The sequence below is a fragment of the Bradyrhizobium sp. SZCCHNS1050 genome, from assembly GCF_032484785.1.
GTDB lineage: Bacteria > Pseudomonadota > Alphaproteobacteria > Rhizobiales > Xanthobacteraceae > Bradyrhizobium.
Genome location: NZ_JAUETR010000002.1, coordinates 1,386,488 through 1,404,828 on the forward strand (window position 1 = coordinate 1,386,488; position 18,341 = coordinate 1,404,828).

The 18,341-nt window shown below is 65.7% G+C and carries 19 protein-coding genes; 9 read left to right on the forward strand and 10 right to left on the reverse strand.

What is annotated here, in order from left to right; translation table 11 throughout:
- Window positions 1-66: 66 nt before the first annotated feature.
- The 4 genes from QX094_RS30755 to QX094_RS30770 form a co-directional block, all read right to left on the reverse strand.
- Window positions 67-306, reverse strand: a complete 240-nt coding sequence (locus tag QX094_RS30755) for a DUF6719 family protein (protein WP_315714646.1) — start codon at window positions 304-306, stop codon at window positions 67-69.
- Window positions 307-526: 220 nt separating this feature from the next.
- A complete protein-coding gene (locus QX094_RS30760) occupies window positions 527-1,240 on the reverse strand; it encodes a porin family protein (RefSeq protein WP_315749484.1) in 714 nt (237 codons plus the stop codon).
- A 299-nt stretch (window positions 1,241-1,539) separates the two neighbouring features.
- A complete protein-coding gene (locus QX094_RS30765) occupies window positions 1,540-1,971 on the reverse strand; it encodes a hypothetical protein (protein WP_410052214.1) in 432 nt (143 codons plus the stop codon).
- A 176-nt stretch (window positions 1,972-2,147) separates the two neighbouring features.
- Complete coding sequence (locus QX094_RS30770) at window positions 2,148-2,489, reverse strand: hypothetical protein (RefSeq protein ID WP_315749482.1); 342 nt, start codon at window positions 2,487-2,489, stop codon at window positions 2,148-2,150.
- Window positions 2,490-2,779: 290 nt separating this feature from the next.
- Here QX094_RS30770 and QX094_RS30775 point away from each other — a divergent pair, with 290 nt between their 5' ends.
- Together QX094_RS30775 and QX094_RS30780 are read left to right on the forward strand one after the other, a co-directional pair.
- Complete coding sequence (locus QX094_RS30775; protein ID WP_315714649.1) at window positions 2,780-3,325, forward strand: tetratricopeptide repeat protein; 546 nt, start codon at window positions 2,780-2,782, stop codon at window positions 3,323-3,325.
- Between the two features lie 145 nt (window positions 3,326-3,470).
- Window positions 3,471-4,859: a serine hydrolase domain-containing protein gene (locus QX094_RS30780; protein WP_316185359.1), complete on the forward strand. Its 1,389-nt coding sequence runs from the start codon at window positions 3,471-3,473 to the stop codon at window positions 4,857-4,859.
- 17 nt (window positions 4,860-4,876) lie between these two features.
- Here QX094_RS30780 and QX094_RS30785 read toward each other — a convergent pair whose 3' ends face one another.
- The gene (locus QX094_RS30785) at window positions 4,877-6,469 is read right to left on the reverse strand and encodes a S10 family serine carboxypeptidase-like protein (protein WP_315714651.1); all 1,593 of its coding nucleotides are present in this window, start codon (window positions 6,467-6,469) and stop codon (window positions 4,877-4,879) included.
- A gap of 233 nt (window positions 6,470-6,702) precedes the next feature.
- On the opposite strand from QX094_RS30785, the gene QX094_RS30790 reads away from it, so the two are divergent.
- From QX094_RS30790 to QX094_RS30810, 5 genes are all read left to right on the forward strand, one after another.
- A complete protein-coding gene (locus QX094_RS30790) occupies window positions 6,703-7,386 on the forward strand; it encodes a hypothetical protein (protein ID WP_315826207.1) in 684 nt (227 codons plus the stop codon).
- 17 nt (window positions 7,387-7,403) lie between these two features.
- Complete coding sequence (locus tag QX094_RS30795) at window positions 7,404-9,551, forward strand: adenylate/guanylate cyclase domain-containing protein (protein WP_315826208.1); 2,148 nt, start codon at window positions 7,404-7,406, stop codon at window positions 9,549-9,551.
- A gap of 161 nt (window positions 9,552-9,712) precedes the next feature.
- Window positions 9,713-10,492 carry an NAD kinase gene (locus QX094_RS30800; protein WP_315714654.1) on the forward strand — a complete coding sequence of 260 codons (780 nt, stop codon included), beginning with the start codon at window positions 9,713-9,715 and terminating at the stop codon, window positions 10,490-10,492.
- A gap of 124 nt (window positions 10,493-10,616) precedes the next feature.
- Window positions 10,617-11,162 carry a response regulator gene (locus QX094_RS30805; RefSeq protein WP_172107934.1) on the forward strand — a complete coding sequence of 182 codons (546 nt, stop codon included), beginning with the start codon at window positions 10,617-10,619 and terminating at the stop codon, window positions 11,160-11,162.
- A gap of 124 nt (window positions 11,163-11,286) precedes the next feature.
- Window positions 11,287-11,871 carry an Hpt domain-containing protein gene (locus QX094_RS30810; protein WP_315826209.1) on the forward strand — a complete coding sequence of 195 codons (585 nt, stop codon included), beginning with the start codon at window positions 11,287-11,289 and terminating at the stop codon, window positions 11,869-11,871.
- Between the two features lie 273 nt (window positions 11,872-12,144).
- Here QX094_RS30810 and QX094_RS30815 read toward each other — a convergent pair whose 3' ends face one another.
- The 4 genes from QX094_RS30815 to folE form a co-directional block, all read right to left on the reverse strand.
- The gene (locus tag QX094_RS30815) at window positions 12,145-13,320 is read right to left on the reverse strand and encodes a DUF2336 domain-containing protein (protein WP_315776675.1); all 1,176 of its coding nucleotides are present in this window, start codon (window positions 13,318-13,320) and stop codon (window positions 12,145-12,147) included.
- A 288-nt stretch (window positions 13,321-13,608) separates the two neighbouring features.
- Window positions 13,609-14,634: a lytic transglycosylase domain-containing protein gene (locus tag QX094_RS30820; protein ID WP_315826210.1), complete on the reverse strand. Its 1,026-nt coding sequence runs from the start codon at window positions 14,632-14,634 to the stop codon at window positions 13,609-13,611.
- 149 nt (window positions 14,635-14,783) lie between these two features.
- Window positions 14,784-15,212 (reverse strand): phosphoribosyl-AMP cyclohydrolase, encoded by a 429-nt coding sequence (gene hisI, locus QX094_RS30825; RefSeq protein ID WP_315749472.1) that lies wholly within the window; start codon window positions 15,210-15,212, stop codon window positions 14,784-14,786.
- A gap of 29 nt (window positions 15,213-15,241) precedes the next feature.
- Window positions 15,242-15,949: a GTP cyclohydrolase I FolE gene (folE, locus tag QX094_RS30830; protein ID WP_315714660.1), complete on the reverse strand. Its 708-nt coding sequence runs from the start codon at window positions 15,947-15,949 to the stop codon at window positions 15,242-15,244.
- Between the two features lie 226 nt (window positions 15,950-16,175).
- On the opposite strand from folE, the gene QX094_RS30835 reads away from it, so the two are divergent.
- Window positions 16,176-16,637 carry an iron-sulfur cluster assembly scaffold protein gene (locus tag QX094_RS30835; RefSeq protein WP_316185355.1) on the forward strand — a complete coding sequence of 154 codons (462 nt, stop codon included), beginning with the start codon at window positions 16,176-16,178 and terminating at the stop codon, window positions 16,635-16,637.
- Window positions 16,638-16,749: 112 nt separating this feature from the next.
- On the opposite strand, the gene QX094_RS30840 is transcribed toward QX094_RS30835, so the two are convergent.
- Entirely contained in the window at window positions 16,750-17,640 is an 891-nt protein-coding gene (locus tag QX094_RS30840; protein WP_316185353.1) for a hypothetical protein, read from the reverse strand.
- A 262-nt stretch (window positions 17,641-17,902) separates the two neighbouring features.
- On the opposite strand from QX094_RS30840, the gene yidD reads away from it, so the two are divergent.
- The gene (gene yidD, locus QX094_RS30845) at window positions 17,903-18,253 is read left to right on the forward strand and encodes a membrane protein insertion efficiency factor YidD (protein ID WP_315749469.1); all 351 of its coding nucleotides are present in this window, start codon (window positions 17,903-17,905) and stop codon (window positions 18,251-18,253) included.
- Window positions 18,254-18,341: the final 88 nt, after the last annotated feature.

An 18,341-nucleotide genomic window follows, 5' to 3' on the forward strand; every position in this document is an offset into this window, starting at 1 on the left:
ACAGACAGACCCGCGATCAGCGGGCAGCCGGAGCTGCCCGCTCGAAGGTCGCCATGAAGCCCGTTCTCAGGGCGTCGCCGTCGCCAGCGATGCCGTTTCGGCCGGAAGGGCGACACAGGCACGCTTGCGGCTGACACCGCGGATCGCACCGGTCACCTTCAGCACCTTGCCCGACGGGCAGGACGCGGTTTGCACCAGCGCCACCTCGTAGGGGGCCAGCATCAACGGTTCGGTCTTCAGAACGGTCTGGGCGGAGCACGGCAAAACAGCCGCCGACAACAACAGCACGGACACCAAGATACGCATGTGGGATGATCCATCAAACCGGCGCACCGATAATATCAACTGATGGCGAAAGTTTCACGAAGGTTTGAAAATTTTTTCGCACTGCGTGAGCGATCCCGAAACCATCGCCAGCCAACCACCGGACAGCAACACGCCCGCACCAGACGGCGCGGGCGTGTTGGAATTGAGGCGTGATCCGCTTCCAGCCGAACGCCGCCGGCCGCGGGCTCGGCGATCTCGCTTAGTACTTGCTGGCGGCTGGTCCGCCCCAGCCGAAGCGGTAATTCACCCCGACCTTGACCGTATGCTCGTCGCTGTTGAAGCGGCTGCCCACAACCGGAGCCGGCCCACCCGTGAAGGTCGTATTGCCGAAATTGTAGTACTGGTACTCAGCCTTGGCCGACCAGTTCGGCGCGAACATGTATTCGAGGCCGGCGCCGACGGTGTAGCCGTCCTTGCTATTGCCGGACGTGGTGAAGCCCGTCGGCACGCCGGCGACGCTCACCCCGAGATTGTTGCCGTCCCGCCAGGCATAACCGCCCTTGGCATAGAGCAACGCCGGTCCCCAGGTGTAGCCGAGACGGCCGGTGACCGAGCCGAGTTGGTTGGCGCCGGTCGAGGTCACGACCGCAGCCCCCGGGAAGCCGAAATTGGTCGTATTGCGATCCATCCAGCTGTACTGGGCTTCGATGCCGAGCACCCAGTTCGGGGCGAACTGGTAGTCGAAGCCGCCCTGCACGCCGCCCAGGAAGCGGCCGTTGTTGCCTTCCAGGCTGTTATTGCCCGCGAAGGCGCCGCCGAGGTGACCACCGAGATAGAAGCCGGTCCAGTTGTAGATCGCCTGAGGCGGCGTGTAGACCGGCGCCTTGGTGTAGGTGCGCGGAGGCATATCGGCGGCGAAAGCCGGGGCAGCCAATGTGGTCAAAGCCACTGCACTGAATAAAAACCGCTTCATGGGACGTCCCCGTTATTCGTTTGCGACATCTATCGAACATCATGGCCGCATTTGGGTTGCCCGGTGGCGGTGACGCAGCTGTGATTGCTGCTGCGGTGTCACCAGAGGGCAACAAAGGCCTTTTGTTCCATAGGCTTCCCGAATATTTCGTGAAGCTGACGCCTCGCCCGATATTTGGTCGCCGCGAGGCGACAAAGCGTTCGATCCATCCCTGATTTGTGATCGGGCAAGCGGCTTGGCAAGGCGCTGCGACGACGTGGCAATCCTTCGAAAACGCCGGGACCTGAAAACGCCGCGGCCTAGCGCGTGAGGCCGGCCAGCTCCGGGAATGGCGCGTAAGTCGACCCGGCACAGAGCTCGCCGGCATCCTCGACCAGACGGTCGAACCGGCCGTCGACGAACACCGCGGCGCGCTCCTGCGCCGGACGGTAGCTGCCGTCGGACTCGCGCGCCGCATAGCGGAGGCAGCTCACGTAGCGCAGCCGGCCACCGACCGTCCGTTGCACCGGCTCCGCCATGACGCCGTCGCGCACCCCGACCGGATTGTTCAGGTAGGTCCTGAGATAGGACAGGATCTCGCTGCGGTGGTTGGCTGGAAACGGCTGGCTGCCGACACCACGATCGCCGGTGTAGGAGATGCCGCGATTGTCCTCGCTCATGAACGCGGCGGGACCTCCGCTGGCGCACCCCGCCAACTGCAGCGCCAGCGCGGTTGCCGGCCACCAGCTCATTCTCCCCATCCCCAGGCGCCCAACTCTTGAAAGCCGATCCCGCGGCCGTTCTAGCTCAAAGCCAGAGGCCGGGAAATCCGTCCCGGCTCACGCCTTCGTCAAGCCGCTGCCGCCGGAGCGCTCTGGCGCGCTCCGGCGGTCAACGACCAGATCGGCTCTGCGTGGCCTTGGCCGGATCAGCCGCGGCGGGTCGCCGGCGTCACGCGCTTGAAGCTCACCTTGTTGTGATGGCTGAGATGCGCCACGTGGCGATGCTTGTGGCGGACAAGCGAGGCATGCGGCTTGGTCTTCGTCTTGCCGACGGTGGGCTTCATCTCGTTCGCCTTGTCGCCGGCCTGCGTCGCGCCCGGCTTGGTGGCGTTGGTCTTGGCCGCATCGGTCTTGCTCACATCGGTCTTCGCGGTGCCAGTGGTCTGGCTGGACTTCGCGGACGTATCGGTTTTTGCAGCACCAGCAGCGAATGCGGGCGCAGTCAGGATCGACGCGGCGAGCAGCGCAACAGACATTGACTTCAGCATGGTCGTCTCCGTGATGTGAAGATCTGGAGGCACCATCCAGTCTGGATGGGCTCGTGATCATGGAGACGACGATAGGGAACCGGCACTGAACCCACCCTGAAGTAAAGCGCTGTTTTCGGTTCATGGACATGAAGGGATAGTCATCGAGGTGACTGGTCTGTCATCATGTCGTCCGTATAATGCACCGATCGCGGCGCAAAATCCGCGCAAATGGCCGGGAATATTTCGCAGCTGCGGGAGTTCTTCCCCGTACGCAGTCACCTGTTGGATCGACAACTCGGGAGATACGAATGAAAAAGTCTGCGCTCAGGATTGCCACGCTGGCTCTGTTCTCGATGGCCGTGGCCTCCGGGCCGCTGCTTCTGTCGAAGGCCTATGCCGCGGGCAGCGATACCCCGTCGTCGCCGCCGGCGTCGGATTCGGGCAAGAAGAAGAAGGACAAGAGCTCGAGCATCGAAGATCCGAAGTTCCTGGCGGCCTATCGCACGGCCTATACCTCGATCTATGATCGCGGCGACTACGCCACCGCGATCCAGCAGCTCAAGGCGCTGAACCGCGAGGACGTCGCCGACGTTGCCAATCTGATCGGCTACTCCTATCGCAAGCTCGGCAACTACCAGGCCTCCAAGCAGTACTACGAGCAGGCCCTGGCGGATGATCCGAACCACGTGCGCACCTGGCAGTACTACGGCCTGTGGCAGCTCGAACAGGGCAACCGCGAGCAGGCCAAGTACCACCTCGACAAGGTCGCGCAGCTCGCCGGCACCAACAGCCCCGAATATCGCTCGCTGGCCGACGCGCTCGAGAAGCAGCCGGGCACCGGCCTCGTCTACTGACGACGCGATCGGACCAGCTCCGATCTCGACAGTGGCGCAACCCGAAAGGGTTGCGCCATTTTCGTTTGTCCGCTGTCGTTGATCCGTTATGGATGAAACCTCGTGCAGACCATTTTCATCAGATTTTTGAATGGGAGATTGCCTCGTGGAGTCCTGGCTTGGCGCAGCACTCGATTACATCAGGGATTGGCTGGCCTTTCAGGTCGCGGTCTCCGAGCAACCCGGCTGCATTATTGCGATCGCCCATCGCGGTGAGATCGTCCTGGAGGCGGCCTTCGGGCACGCCAATCTCGACAGCGGCGAGAAGCTGACGCCGCGGCACCGCTTCCGCATCGCTTCGCACACCAAGGCGTTCACCGCCGCCGCCATCATGCGCCTGCGCGAGCAGAAGCGGTTGAAGCTCGACGACACCGTCGGACAGTACGTCAAGGATCTGCATCCGGATGTCGCCGCGGCCACACTGAACCAGCTGCTGTCGCACACGGCAGGCCTGATCCGTGACGGCAAGGATTCCGGCCAGTTCACGGATGGCCGGTCCTATCTCGACAAGGACGAACTGCTGGCCGAGCTGAAGCAGCCGCCGGCGATCGATCCCAACAGCCGGTTCAAATATTCCAACCATGGCTACGGCCTGCTCGGCATGGTCATCGAGGCGATCACCGGCGAGCCCTACCCGGCCTGGCTGCAGCGCGAGATCATGACGCCGCTGGCTTTGCGAGAAAGCGCGCCCGACATGACGCTGCTCGGCAAGAGTGTCCCATTCGCGCGCGGCCATTCACGCGTCGTCCCCGTGGGCCGCCGGGTCGTGATTCCCGGCGACAATCCGACCAACGCGATCATGCCGGCAGCGGGCATCGTCGCGACCGCGGCCGACACCGCCCGCTTCTTCGCCCAGCTTGCCCCGAACGCGAAGAAGAGCCTGCTGTCGGTCGCTAGCCGGCGCGAGATGGTGCGCCGGCAATGGCGCGTGCCCCAGGACGTCGAAGAGGCCTATTACGGCCTGGCGCTCATGAGCGGGACAACGGCCGGCTTCGACTGGTTCGGCCATGGCGGCGGCTTCCAGGGCTACATCTCGCGGACGTCGGTCATTCCCGCCCGCGACATCACGATCACCGTGCTGACCAATGCCGTCGACGGCTGGGCACCCGGCTGGGCCAATGGCGTCAAGTTCATCCTGCAGGCCTTCGCCACCCACGGCGCGCCGTCGCGCAAGACGCGCGACTGGACCGGCCGCTGGTGGACGCTGTGGGGCGCCGTCGATCTCGTCCCGTTTGGTGACAAGGTCATGGTCGCCAATCCGGTATTCATCAACCCGTTCCTCGATGCCGCCCGCATCGAGGTGACCGGACGCGACACCGGGCGCATCGTGCACGCGGCCGGCTATGCCAGCCATGGTGAGGCGGTGCGGCGCGTGCGCACCAAGTCCGGCGTCAGCGAGATCTGGCTCGCCGGCGCACGGGTGCGGCCGGAGCGCGTGGTGAAGGCCGAGATGGAGCGGAAATATCCCAAGGGCCGGCGCAAGAAAGACTCATAGCCCGGGTGTCGCTGCACTCATCGGGCCTCCTCCCTGCCCTCCTTCATCAACGCCTCGGCCTCGCCGCGGAAGGCTTTGCGCGCATCGTCGCGGGAATAGAACATGTGGCCGCCCGGATAGACCACGAGCTTGACCCGCGGCGGCCGCGCGAAGGCCGGCAATTGGTCGAGCAGGATCTTCGAGCCGTAATATGGCGTGGCGAGATCGAACAGGCCGTGGCCGACCAGGAGTTTGAGCTTGGGATCGAGCGCGAGAATCTGCCGGAGTTCGCCGGTGGACTCCGGCGGGTTGGTGCCCTTTCCGAAATCCCATGACCGGTTCACCGCCCCGCTCAACAGCTCATAGGAGCCGTCGGGGTGCCAGTTCAGCTTGCGTGTCGTCAGCTCGACCGCGGCGCTGGTCAACGGCGCGGTGAGCACGTCCCCGGATGGATCGGAGCTGCGCGAGCGGCTCGAATCCGGATAGGGATCGATGCCCAGCACCGAGCCGTCATAGCGCCCGGTGATGCGGCCGTTCTTGCGGTCGAACTCACGGCGAAACTCCGAGACGTCGAAGCGGCCGGCCAGCCTGCGGCTGACCACCTGGTCGATGCCGGTCAGGGTCGCGACCCTGTCGGCGAGCCGATTGGTGGCTTCCGTATCGGCCTCGCCTTTGACGAGATCGAGCAGGAAGTCGCCGCTGGCGTAACGCTCGACATCGGCAAGATCGGCGCGGGTCACCGGCCCCTTCATCTGCTTCGCGACGGCCGCATAGCTCGGCAGGCTCGCGACATATTGCATCAGGCTCGAGCCGGAATAGTCGCGAAAGTCCATCAGCGGCGACAGCAGGATCAGGCCGCTGATGCCGATGCCCTGGTCATGCTGCAGGTTGTTGACGATCTTCGGACCGCGAATGCCGCCATAGCTCTCGGCCGTGATGAATTTGGGCGATGCGAGACGGTCGTGCTTCTCCAGCCAGCGACGCACCACGAGCGACAGCGAACGCACGTCGCCGTCGACCGAGAAGAACCGTTTGCGCACCTCGTCGCCGGTTGCGACGAAACGGCTGTAGCCGGTCCCGACGGGATCAATGAACACCAGATCGGTAAAGTCGAGCCAGGTGTCTGCATTCGGCATCAGCTCCAGCTTCGACGACGGCGTCACGCTGGCCGCGTCGATTCCGATCCGCCACGGACCGGCATTGCCGAGCTGCAGATAGGCGGACGAGGCACCCGGCCCGCCGTTGAAGAAGAAGGTCACCGGGCGGCTGGCGCGGTCGGCGCCATCGAGCTGATACGAAGTGTAGGCGATGTCGGCCTGCGGCTCGCTCTTGTCGTCGAACAGGCGGATCGAACCGGCAGTCGCCGTGAACGACAGCGTGCGGCCGGGCAGTTCGAGCTTCTGTGTCGTGGTGGAGTCCGGCGGCAACTTGTGCTGCTCGGCGGTCGATGCTGAGCCGGGCGGGCTGGCGGCGCGATTTCCGGCCGAGCCGGTGCGATGCGAGCCCGGCGCTGCGGCGTCGTGCGCCGCCGGTGGCGCATCCTCGGCGTGCAGGGCCGGGCTGGCGAGCAGTGCCGTCACGGTCAAAGCCATCAGTCTCGGCCACGCGACGGACGATCTCATCCCTGCCATCAGCTCACTCCCCTAGGCGCTTGGCGCAACACGCCACCTCTGCAAGGGCATGAACCGCGGCTTGGGAGCAAGCTCAAGCAACTCTTCCGTGATCCAAGTCACATCCGCACCAGTGCCTGTTCCCCTCAGGTGTGTTATGGGCTCGAACCTCTCCATCGCCTCCGACGTCCCATCACTGGGACACCCAGGTTTGGGGCAAGAGGCCGCCGCCGATTGCGATCACGGAGTTCATCATGAAGTTGCCGACGCTCATCATCGCAGCCCTCTCCGGGCTCGCCGGACCGGCCGTGATCGGATCGCCGGCAGCCTGGGCCGGTCCGCCAGCGGCGCTGGTCGAGGACGTCCAGGGTGATGTGGCCGGCGCCGAGCTGATGGACTATGTCGCGCCCGGCCAGGTGATCAAGCTCGGCCCGGATGGCGCCGTGGTGATGAGCTACCTCAAATCGTGCCGGCGCGAGACGGTCAACGGCGCCGGCAGTGTCACCGTCGGCCCCGGCGAAAGCACGGTCGACGGCGCGACGCTCAAGAGCGACATCGTCAATTGCGACGCCAGCCATGCACAGGCCACCTCGCGCGAGACCAGCGAGGTCGCGGCGACGATCGTGCGCAGCGTCGGACCGGACAGCGCGCCGGTGGCGCAGGCGATCATCTACAGCGCGTCGCCCATCTTCGAGGCCAAAGGGCGCGGCACGCTGACCGTCGAGCGGCTCGACCAGCCCGGCGAGCGCCAGGAGGTCGAGCTCTCGGGCCGGCAGTACAAGGGACGATTCTACGATTTCGCCGGCACCAGCCACCCGCTCACGCCCGGCGGCACCTATGTCGCGAGCTTCAGCAACTTGCGCATCGTGTTCAAGGTCGACGCACAGGCCAAGGCGGGCCCCGGCCCTGCGGTCGGGCGATTGATCCGGTTCAACTGAGCCGAAAGCTCTCGTCGGTGGCGATCGGACGCCGGACGCGCGACGCGCTTGCCGTCATCGCCATCGCGCTGGCGTGCGCGGGCCTGTTCGTGTCGCCCCTCTTCGAGCGCGGCCGCGGCCTGTCGCTGGATGCGCTGACATGGCTACGCTTCGAGACCTTCGGCAACCGTCACGATGCAGCAGCGAGTCCGGCGGTGGTGATCGCGGTCGACGAGGAGAGCTACCAAGCGCCCCCCTTCAAGGGCGCGCCGCTGTTGACCTGGACCGGCGAGATCGGGCGCGTGCTGACGGCTGTCCTCGACGGCGGCGCCAAGGTGGTCGGCTTCGACATCGTGTTCCAGACTTCGATCGAGCAGTCGGAGATTCCGCTCGGCGACAGCACTCTCGGCGAGAAGACGCGCGGCTTCGATCGCGACTTCCTGCGTGCGCTCGCGGCCGCGGCCGCCGGCGGCAAGGTGGTGCTGGGCGAGATCTTTGCCGAGCCGCCGATCCTGCCCGCGCCCGGACAGCGCATCGCGGTGCGCCAGCAGCAGAACCTTCGTCCGCTCAACACCTATACCGACAGCGACGATGTCGTCCGCCGCCATCCGCTGACGCTGTCGGTCGACGGCAAGGCCGTTCCGAGCATGGCGCTGGAATTGGCGGGGCGCGCAACCAGCACCGCGCCGGTCATTGCCGCCGATGGCGTCACACTCGGTGCGTACAAGGTGCCCGGCAGCGTGCCGAGCACCATGACCCTGAATTTCGCCGGCGGCGCGCAGGACATTCCAACCTATTCGTTTGCCGACTTGCGCGCCTGCGCGCTCAAGGGCGACAAGGACTATTTTCGCCGCGAGTTCGCCGGCAAGGTCGTCCTGCTCGGCACCGTCGGGATCGAGGATCGGCGGCTCACCTCGAAGCGCTTCGCAACCCGCGCCGAGGGCGCGCGGCGGCCGCGCTGCGTTCTGGACGAGCGCAGGATCTCCGAGACGTTCGCCCGCAGCACCATTGCCGGCGTCTACATCCACGCCACGGCGGTGAACAATCTGGTTCGGCACGACGCGATCACCGAGCTCGGACGCCCAGCGATCTTCGCCATCGCCGCAACCATCGCCCTGCTGGCTGCGCTGCTCGCCCGATTGCTGCGCCCCGCCTCTGCAGCGGCAATCCTGGCAGGGCTCGCGCTGCTCTATACCGCGCTCGCCACCATCCTCTTCGACCATTCTTACGGGCTGCCCTTGACGGAGCCGCTCGCAGCCGGCGTGCTCGCGCTGGCTGCGACCACCGGCTATCGTTTCATGGTCACCGACAAGGACCGCAGGCTGCTGCAGAAGAGCTTTGCCTATTACCTCGCACCGCACGAGATCGACCGCATGCTCGCCTCGCGCCGGCTGCCGCAGCTCGGCGGCGAGACCCGCGAGGTCACCGTGTTCTTCTCCGACATCGAGGGCTTCTCGCGCCTCGCCGAGCAGATGACGCCGGAGCAGCTCATGGCGCTCACCAACGAATATCTCTCGGCCATGACCGACGTCATCGAAAGCCACGACGGCTATGTCGACAAATACATCGGCGACTCCGTGGTCGCCGTGTTCGGCGCTCCGCTCGACGATCCCGACCATGCGCGCAGCGCGGCGCGTGCGGCGCTCGACTGCAAGGCGAAGCTCGCCGAGCTCAACCATTCGTCGACGGCGTTCCAGGGCATCAAGGTGGCACAGCGCATCGGCATCAACAGCGGCGCCGCGCTGGTCGGCAATTTCGGTTCGCAACGCCGCTTCAACTACTCCGTCATGAGCGACGCCGTGAACGTGGCCTCGCGGCTGGAGGGCGCCAACAAATTCTACGGCACCACGATCATCGCCTCCGAGAGCACGGTGGCGCTCGCCGGCACCGAGTTTGCCTGGCGCGAGCTCGACACCATCCGGGTCAAGGGCCGCGAGCAGTCACTGAATATCTACGAGCTGCATGGCCGCGCAGCCGAGCTCACGCCGGAGGAACAGGCCCTCCTCACCAGCTATGCCACAGGCCTTGCGCACTGGCGCGCCGGCGAGCTTCCGCAAGCGGTCGACCGCTTCGCGCAAAGCGCACTGAGCGATCGGCCAAGCCACTTCTTCGCCGAACGCGTGAAAGCAAGCTTGGCGACCGGATCCCTGGCCTGGGACCCAGTGCGCAGCCTGCAGGAAAAATGACGCCACGATGACTTCCGTGCGTGCGCGCACGTCCGGGCCATATCAGCCTCATCCCGGCCCCATTGCCCCAGGATACCGGCCGCGATGGACAAGCACGGGCAAGGTCGGCTAGACGACACGGCGCCTGTCACCGGCCAACCGACCAGCGAGCCCTGCGACGCATGACCACGTCCAAGCGATATGAGCGGATCGCCTTCGTCGCGAGTCCGAGTGCCGAAGCCCAGGCCGCACTGACGCAGCTCTCCGCGCTGTACGGCAACTCCGATCCGGACCTAGCGGACGTCGTGGTCGCGCTCGGCGGCGATGGCCTAATGCTGCAGACGCTGCACGACCACATGCGCTCGGGCAAGCCGATCTACGGCATGCATCGCGGCACGGTCGGCTTCCTGATGAACGAGTTCAGCACGATCGATCTGCACGGACGGCTCGAAGCGGCCCAGGAATCGGTGATCCATCCGCTGCTGATGCGGGCGACCGATGCCGCGGGCGTCGTTCACATCCACCACGCCATCAACGAAGTCTACCTGTTCCGCCAGACGGCACAGACGGCGCGGCTGCGCATCCTGATCGATGAGCGCGAGCGCATGCCGGAGCTGATCGCCGACGGCGTGCTCGTCGCCACGCCCGCAGGCTCCACCGCCTATAACCTCTCGGTGCAGGGCCCGATCCTGCCGATCAACGCCGCGCTGCTGGCGCTGACGCCGATCAGCGCGTTCCGGCCGCGTCGCTGGCGCGGCGCCCTGCTGCCAAACACGGCCTATGTGATCATCGAGGTGCTCGAAGGCGACAAGCGGCCGGTCGCGGCGGTGGCCGACCATGACGAGGTCCGCAACGTCCAGCGGGTCGAGGTGCTCTCCGACAAGACGATCTCGATGCGGATGCTGTTCGACGCCGGCCACAGCCTGGAAGAGCGGATCCTGAGCGAGCAGTTCGGCTACTGACATCGGGCGGTTTTCCGCGCCTTTTTGCTCCGTGGCCGCCCTGGGCAACGCTTTGTTAACCCGCGGCTCCGTATGGTTAATGCGGGTATACCGCCATCACCGGTGATCCCTTCGGGCCGGCCAAATGTACCGCATCGACTTCAACAAGCTGCGCTTTCTCGTCTGCGACGACAATCCGCACATGCGCCGCATCCTGCGCACGCTGCTGCATTCGTTCGGCGCCCGCGAGGTCAACGAGGCCGAGGACGGCGCGACCGCACTCGAGATGTATACTCATTTCTCGCCGGATATCGTCATCACCGACTGGGCAATGCCGATCTTCGACGGCCTCGAGCTCGCGCAGATGATCCGGCAGCCGGAAGCCAAGGGCAATCCCTACGCGCCGATCATCATGCTGACGGGACATTCGGAGAAGCGCCGCGTCACCGTCGCGCGCGACGCCGGCGTCACGGAATTCCTCGCCAAGCCGATCTCGGCCAAGGGCCTGTATCAGCGCATCCTCAACGTGGTCGCCAATCCGCGGCCCTTCATCAAGACCAAGACCTATTTCGGCCCGGACCGGCGCCGCAACACCAACACCGCCTATATCGGGCCGGAGCGCCGGATCGGCGGCGAGGCGGAGATCTTCCAGCAGCCGTCACTTCTGGATAAAGCGCGCTCCGCAGTTTAGGGGCGCGGCAGTGAGCCCGCGTTAACGCAATCCGGGGATCGGCGCCCAGCGCGCCAAGGTCCTCGGCTATGAATCGGGGAAGTGAGTCGATTTGCGTTGGTCGGCATCATCAGGGGATATCGAGATGGCGAAAGACAAGGCCCCGGCGGTCCAGGTCAAGACCTACGCCTCGCATCACGTCATCACCCAGCCCAATCCGCTGAAGAAGGTGCTGCGCCGCGCCGAGGAGAAGGATCTCGACGATCCGATCGCACGCGCGGAAGCCGCGCTGGCCGGACTGTCCGGCGAGTTCAAATCGTGGATGGACACCGAGGCCGATCGTCTGACCAAGGCCTATGCAGCAGTGCTCAAGACCGGCTTCGACGACGACGCCTGCGAGGAGATGTTTCGCGCCGCCCACGACATCAAGGGCGACGCAGCGACCTTCGGCTATCCCGCCGCTGCCGAGGTTGCCGATAGCCTGTGCCGGATCATCGAGCACGCGCCCGACCTCGAAAAGGTCCCCGCCGAGCTGTTCGAGCATCACGTCAACGCCATCCAGGCGATCGTGCATGATCATACGAAGTATGACAGCGCGACGGTCGCAGGCGAATTGAGCCGCCGGCTGCGCCGCGTGGCGGACGACTATCTGATCCAGGTCAACCGCAACCGGCCTGAGCATCTCGAAGCGATCCTGGCGCCGAGCCTCGTGCCGAGCGATCAGCCATAGGCCGGCTGGCCGCTCACTATCCATTCATTCCATCGCAGGATCGTTGGCCACCATCCATCCTGGCGTCATTTCGGGGCATCGCGCAGCGATGAGCCCGGAATCCATCGCCATAGAATGGAATGTGAGGCGCGCAAGCGGTGACAGCTTGCCTCGGCACGTTGCCCTGTGGTTATGGATTCCGGGCTCGCGCTTCGCGCGCCCCGGAATGACGGGCGGATAGATGTCCGCCTTGATTATCTGCTGAGGAATCCGCGGACGAACAGGCGAGCTGCGCTAGGCCGCGATCAGTCCGAACTCCAGCCCGGCGACGAAATCCTCCGCCATCACCTCGTCGCAGAACTCGCGGGCCTCGTCGCGTGCGGATTCGGTGGCGAAGCGCCGCAGCAGGATCAGCAACGGCTCGGCGGCATCACGGTCGGTGGCGCAATGGGTCAGCACGCGCTCCACCATCTTGCGGCGCAGGATCGCTGCTCCGCTCAAGGTGTCGGCAAATCCGTTCTCGCGGCAGACCTCGAGCGCGATGCTGAACGCGTCGAAGGTGGTGTCGGGAATGCCGGCCTTGCGCAGCAGCCCCTGCAGGCTGGCGCGACCGCGATCATTGAGCAGCGCCGACACCCGCGCCCGCGGCATGTCGGCGAGCTCCGATAGCGCGATCTCGAACAATTCGACGTTGCCGGAGAGAAGCGCGCGCAGGATCAGGCCCGCGGTGAGTTGCGAGGTTGCGCGCAGATGCTGGACCAGCCCGCGCAGCTCCTCGCCGCGCGAGCGCGCCGCGATGGTGATGGTCGAGCGGTCGCGCGCCTCATTGGTGATGCGCCCTGCTTTGTCGGCACTGAGCCAATTCCTGGCGACGACGAACTGCGCCAGTGTCTCGGAGAGCTTGTCGACCAGCGCCGCCCGCGTCGCGGCCGGCAGGTCGTCCAGCACCAGCATCGCTTCGCGGATGGCGGCGAGATGGCCGTGGCGCTCGACGATGCGGTCCCAGGAGAACGGCGCGAGCTCGGCATAGGCATTCTCGATCAGCTCGAGCGCGGCGGCGGCGCTGCCGACCTCGGCGATCGCGGCGCACACCGGCGCCGGCAGGCCGACGCGGCGCGCGATCGCGCATTGCGTGTCGGAGTTGCCGGTCGCGACGATGTCGACGAGGTCGGCATCGATCAAGAGCGGCGAATGTTCGAGGATGATGGCGGCCACGGAAGCCTGGTCCGTGGCGAGCGCCTGGACGATGGCGGCCGGCGCCTCCTCCGAGCGGGCGAACACCTCCGCCATCGCCTGCCGCACCAGCGGCGACGGATCGTCCAGCAGCATGAGGAGCGCGCCCTCCGCGGCGCCGCGATCCTCATCGCAAAGATCCGACAACAGCCACGCCCGCGCGAGCGCCCTGGTGGCCTCTGCCCGCTCACCGGCGGGTGCGGTTCTGACCCAACTGAGAAACTGCCGAACGATCATGGTCTTTCCGGCTTACGCAACTTGCAGACAAAGGCCACGAGGGCCTCAACAGCACCGAAAATAAACCACGACGCTTAACAAAGCGTTCACCATAAGTGGCTGGTTTTGTTGATGTTTTGTTAAGGCGGCAGGTTGTTTACATACTATGTTACCACTCAACGCCGCATTTGGCCGTAATCCGACGGGGGAAATGCGGCCGCCGCCAGCGGCGCGAGCCGCGGCGGGACTTCAAAATAGTTCTTTTTGATCAATGGTTCAGCGACGAGCGCGACCGCCTTCGCCGGTGCATCAGCCCGAGAAGGTGCCGTGCGGATCGCTGAACAGGTCGAGCCTGCGCTGACCATTGCCGCTGGCATCGATACTGCCGCTGTCCGACGGGGTCGCGCTGGCAACCGATGAATGGCCCCATAGCTCGCGCACGGTCGGCGAGACCGCCTGGCTCGACTGGCCGTCAACCTGGAATAGCGAACGAAACATCGGATCTGCCGGCCGGTTGACCGCCGACGCATCGGCCGTCGTCGAGGAGCCGGACCGGGATGAGCCGCGCGCATCCGGAAACATCGACAGGAAGGTTGCGGTGTCGGTGGTCGGCAGCGCGCCGCCGCCGGCCGCATTGGCCGCGACATTCGTCCCACCATAGAGTGCAAGCGCGCCCCGGGTGGCCGAGGAATTGGCGGCGCCGGCATAGCGCGTGTTCAGGACCGCATAGACCTGGGACACGCTGCGGGCTTGTCCGTCACGATCGTAGAAGATCGGCCGGTTGGCCGCGGCGGCGCTGGGAAACATCCGCGCGGCCGACGCATTCGGCGTCTCCTGGGTGCTGGTGATCAGCTTCGCGGCGCCGCCGACACCCATGAAGTGCGCCATGTAGAGCTCGGCATCGGTCGGCCGACGGCCGATCTTGCCGGCGAGCTGGAAGCTGTTCGATTGCGTGAGCGCAGCGGCCATCGCGGACGACGCCTGCGGGTCATCGCGCAGCTTCATGATCGCCTGCCGCATGGCGGGATCGCTGACGGTGTAGTCGCCCGACGGTGTCCGGGTGATTGCGTCGGCATATTGGCCATAGCCGAGATCGGCGCCGGCTTCCTTTACGGTGCCGAGCCAGGTCTGGTCGATGAACTGGTAGAGCCCGCGCGCTGATGACGTCGAGGCGCCGGCGGTCGGATTGAAGTCGGACTCCATCTTGGCGGTCGACAGCAGATATTCGAAGCTGGTGCCGACGCTGTCAGCGGCCTGCTTGATCGCGCCGGCGACCTTCGCCCGGACGCCATCGAGGAAACCGGTGGACGAGGAGTTGGATGCGTCGACCGACATGGGAAGACCCGCTGTTTGCAGATTCGCTGGCAGACGAACGCGCCGGAAACGTCCGGCAAAATGCGGCGGGTATGGTTAATGGCGAGTTAATTCGCTGGGCCCGGCCGGGCCAATGAACGACCGGACAGACCCGCAGGCAGGTCGCTGGCCTACTTGCGATAGACCTCGGCCGGATCGAACAGCCGGTCAGCATCGACGAAGACGAGCCGCGCACCGCTGCCGTCATCCGATCGCTCGACCTTGCGATAGAAGCAGGAATGGCGGCCGGTGTGGCACGCCGCGCCGGCCTGCTCGACGCGCAGCCAGACCGCGTCCTGGTCGCAATCGGTGCGCATCTCGACCACGCGCTGGGTCTGGCCCGAGCTCTCCCCCTTGCGCCACAACGCATTGCGCGAGCGGCTGAAATACCAGGCTTCGCCGGTCGCCACCGTCTTGCGCAGGGCCTCCTCGTTCATGTGGGCGACCATCAGCACGTCGCCGCTCACGGCATCGGTCGTCACACAGGTGACGAGGCCGGCCGCGTCGAACTTGGGCAGGAAGGCCAAGCCCTCCTCGCGCTCAACTGAGGATGAAGACACGAAACTCTCTGCTCAACGGGTTGGCAGGCTTACCGTTGCGGCGACCGCACCATGGACAGGAAGCGCGACTGCTCGGCCGGATTGTCCCTGAACATGCCGGTGAAGCGGCTGGTGAAGGTGATGGCGCCGTGCTTGGCGACGCCCCGCACCGACATGCAGGTGTGCTCGGCCTCGATCATGACGGCGACTCCGCGCGGCTTCAGCACCTCGTCGATCGCAGCCGCGATCTGGGCGGTGAGATGCTCCTGGGTCTGCAGGCGGCGGGCGAAGATGTCGGTCAGGCGCGCCAGCTTGGACAGGCCGACCACCCGCTCGACCGGCGTATAGGCGATATGCGCGCGGCCGTAGAAGGGCATCATGTGATGCTCGCATTGCGACGTGAACTCGATGTCGCGAATCAGCACGAAGTCGTCATAGCCGGCGGTCTCGCCGAAGGTGCGGTCGAGCACCTCGGCCGGGCACTGGTGATAGCCCTGGTACAATTCATCATAGGCCTCGACGACCCGGCGCGGCGTGTCGACCAGCCCCTCGCGGGTCGGATCCTCGCCGATGTAATTCAGGAGCGTGTAAACCGCGGCCTCGGCTTCCGCGCGCGACGGCCGTGGCCGATCCGGCCGCACGGCGGCGGCGAGAAAATCGGCAGGATCGAGCTCTGCAGCGCGGGGGTCAGTCAGCTTGGCGTCTAACGGCTTGCCCTCGGGCTTGTTCGCGCGCAACGTCTTGATCAAAGTGTCCATCTCAACTCCGTTCGACCGGTCGGCGGTCCGACCGGAGTGTCACCGGCACAGCATCACCTTGAGGGCGTCACCTGCAGAGGTGCCACACGCAGGCTGGCGCCTCTCGCGCCGGACGCCTGTGGATGTGGCTGGAATTCCTGCCAATCGTTTCCATATACTCGCAATATAGGGCGATGAAACCCGGCCGCCAAGGCCGCCACGCCGGTAATTCCGGGACGTCAGGCACATGCTGAACGACATCTACAACAAGCGCATCATCGAGCTGGCCGGCAACATTCCGCGGCTCGGACGGCTGGACCACCCGGACGCCACCGCCACCGCCCATTCCAAGCTGTGCGGCTCGACCGTCAAGGTCGACCTCAAGATGGACGGGCCCGTGGTGACCGACTTCGCCCACGACGTGAAGGCCTGCGCCCTCGGCCAGGCCTCCTCCTCGATCATGGCCCGCCACGTCATCGGTTCCAGCGCCGCGGAGCTGCGCGAGCTGCGGGAGACGGTGCGAAGGATGCTGAAGGAGAACGGTGCGCCGCCGGAAGGCAAATGGGCCGACATCGCCCTGCTCGAGCCGGTGCGCGACTACAAGGCCCGCCACGCCTCCACGATGCTGACGTTCGATGCCGTGGTGGACGCGATCGGCCAGATCGAGGCCAAAGCCGACGGCGAGCAACCGGCCGCGGCCCAGGGCTGAGGCGGCATCATTCCCCGCACGTCAAAATCGCATAGCCAGCCCGCACGAGCGTAGCGGCATCCGTCGCCCCTTTTCGGACGCTGGCGCCGGTTCGCCCCAGCGACATCGATGCCTATTGCGGCGGCGTCGCCGCCACCGTCGCCGCCGGAAGCGCTTCGGCGGTGCGGGAGAGTTGCTTGTCGAGCGCGACCGGGAAGCGGTCCTGCTGCTTGTCCCTGGCCTGCGGCTTCGGCGCGAGCTCGGCGACGGGCACCGCCCCCTTTGGCGGCAGCACCTCGGCGACCAGATCCGTGGTCACGATATTGGTGAGGCGCAGCTCGGCGCGCGACAGCTCATGCAGGTCCTCCCAGGGCGGCACGTTCAGCGCCAGCGACAGCAGATCGCCCGCTCCGCCCATGTCGAAGGTGTATTTGGCGAGACGCCCGATGTCGCGCTCGACGATCATCAGGTCCTGCGCCGTATAGCTCGCCGCCTTGGCGTCGTCGGCGCGGTCTCCCATCCAGATCTGGTGAACGCGGACATGGGCGGTGTCCGGAACGTAACGCGTGGTTCCAGCCAGCAGCAGGAACACGCACATGGACTCGCAATAGGCCTCGGGCACCACGCGCGGCCGGTCACCCGCGCGGCTCGGACGCTGGGTCATGCCGACCGTGGTGCGCATCTTCAGCCCACGGAACCGGCGACCCAGGGTGATGGCGTCGTTGACCGAACCGCCGCTGGAGTCGAGCACCAGGGTGGTGCCCGTCAGGTCGCGATCCCTCGCGAAATCCTCGAAATCCTTCGGCGTATCGCCGGTAACGATCCCGACCGCGCTGACCCAGCCGCAATTCGGCTCGCAGGCGACCCAACCGAACCGCATCGGGAGTTTGCGCTCTTCGAGCGCGCCGCCGGCGCGCGCCGTGTTGGACATAACGGTGATCGCCCCACCGACCACCAAACCAAGCGCTGCCACACCGAGTAGCATCCAGCGCAATTCATGCGACCGCAGCAATCTCACGCGCAATCCGTCCCCCTCGTATAGCTCGGTACGCAGTTCCTCGGTTTTCTTGCGGAAAGACCTGACAAGCTGGCCTCAAATCCGTTATTAGTCTGTCACATCCTTGTCGGGAAACGTATCCGGGCAATCACCGACCGTCCAGCAGCGGCGTGCTGCGGCGCCGCTGAAAACTGGCCATTGTTGCATCACATCACCACAAATGAACGAGAGCAGGGTTCCCTGCCGAGGAACCGGTCAGAAGCTCGCACATCCATCTGGCATTTCGCTCATGAAGCACTCATGCTCCGACATCGGCTGCCATTCTGCGCACATCGGGTCGCTGCTGGGACGACTCCCGCGCCGCGCGGCTCACGCGCTGATCTGGCTTTATCGCCACACATTGTCGCCGCTGGTCGGCTACAATTGCCGGCACCTGCCGACGTGCTCGGTCTATGCTGATGAAGCCATCGAGCGCTTCGGGCTCTGGGCAGGCGGCTGGATGACGCTCGCCCGGCTGCTGCGCTGCCAGCCCTTTGGCACCTCGGGCATCGACAACGTCCCAACGACGGCTCCTGCGCGCGCCCGCTGGTACCTGCCTTGGCGCTATGCGCGATGGCGCGGCGTCAACGGGCCGAACTGAGGTGCAGCGCAACAAGCACCGAATCGATCGATCGACCTCGCAGATGGCGCTGGCGAAATCCCACGCCAGGACTATGCTTCTGCAATGC

Excerpts from the sequence above, each read along its gene's own strand:
- QX094_RS30770 (WP_315749482.1), bottom strand. The coding sequence starts at position 2,489 with ATGCTGAAGTCAATGTCTGTTGCGCTGCTCGCCGCGTCGATCCTGACT.
- QX094_RS30810 (WP_315826209.1), top strand. The coding sequence starts at position 11,287 with ATGGCGAAAGACAAGGCCCCGGCGGTCCAGGTCAAGACCTACGCCTCG.
- QX094_RS30790 (WP_315826207.1), top strand. The coding sequence starts at position 6,703 with ATGAAGTTGCCGACGCTCATCATCGCAGCCCTCTCCGGGCTCGCCGGA.
- QX094_RS30800 (WP_315714654.1), top strand. The coding sequence starts at position 9,713 with ATGACCACGTCCAAGCGATATGAGCGGATCGCCTTCGTCGCGAGTCCG.
- QX094_RS30835 (WP_316185355.1), top strand. The coding sequence starts at position 16,176 with ATGCTGAACGACATCTACAACAAGCGCATCATCGAGCTGGCCGGCAAC.
- QX094_RS30815 (WP_315776675.1), bottom strand. The coding sequence starts at position 13,320 with ATGATCGTTCGGCAGTTTCTCAGTTGGGTCAGAACCGCACCCGCCGGT.
- QX094_RS30765 (WP_410052214.1), bottom strand. The coding sequence starts at position 1,971 with ATGAGCTGGTGGCCGGCAACCGCGCTGGCGCTGCAGTTGGCGGGGTGC.
- QX094_RS30775 (WP_315714649.1), top strand. The coding sequence starts at position 2,780 with ATGAAAAAGTCTGCGCTCAGGATTGCCACGCTGGCTCTGTTCTCGATG.
- QX094_RS30755 (WP_315714646.1), bottom strand. The coding sequence starts at position 306 with ATGCGTATCTTGGTGTCCGTGCTGTTGTTGTCGGCGGCTGTTTTGCCG.
- QX094_RS30805 (WP_172107934.1), top strand. The coding sequence starts at position 10,617 with ATGTACCGCATCGACTTCAACAAGCTGCGCTTTCTCGTCTGCGACGAC.
- folE (WP_315714660.1), bottom strand. The coding sequence starts at position 15,949 with ATGGACACTTTGATCAAGACGTTGCGCGCGAACAAGCCCGAGGGCAAG.
- QX094_RS30760 (WP_315749484.1), bottom strand. The coding sequence starts at position 1,240 with ATGAAGCGGTTTTTATTCAGTGCAGTGGCTTTGACCACATTGGCTGCC.
- QX094_RS30785 (WP_315714651.1), bottom strand. The coding sequence starts at position 6,469 with ATGGCAGGGATGAGATCGTCCGTCGCGTGGCCGAGACTGATGGCTTTG.
- yidD (WP_315749469.1), top strand. The coding sequence starts at position 17,903 with ATGAAGCACTCATGCTCCGACATCGGCTGCCATTCTGCGCACATCGGG.
- QX094_RS30820 (WP_315826210.1), bottom strand. The coding sequence starts at position 14,634 with ATGTCGGTCGACGCATCCAACTCCTCGTCCACCGGTTTCCTCGATGGC.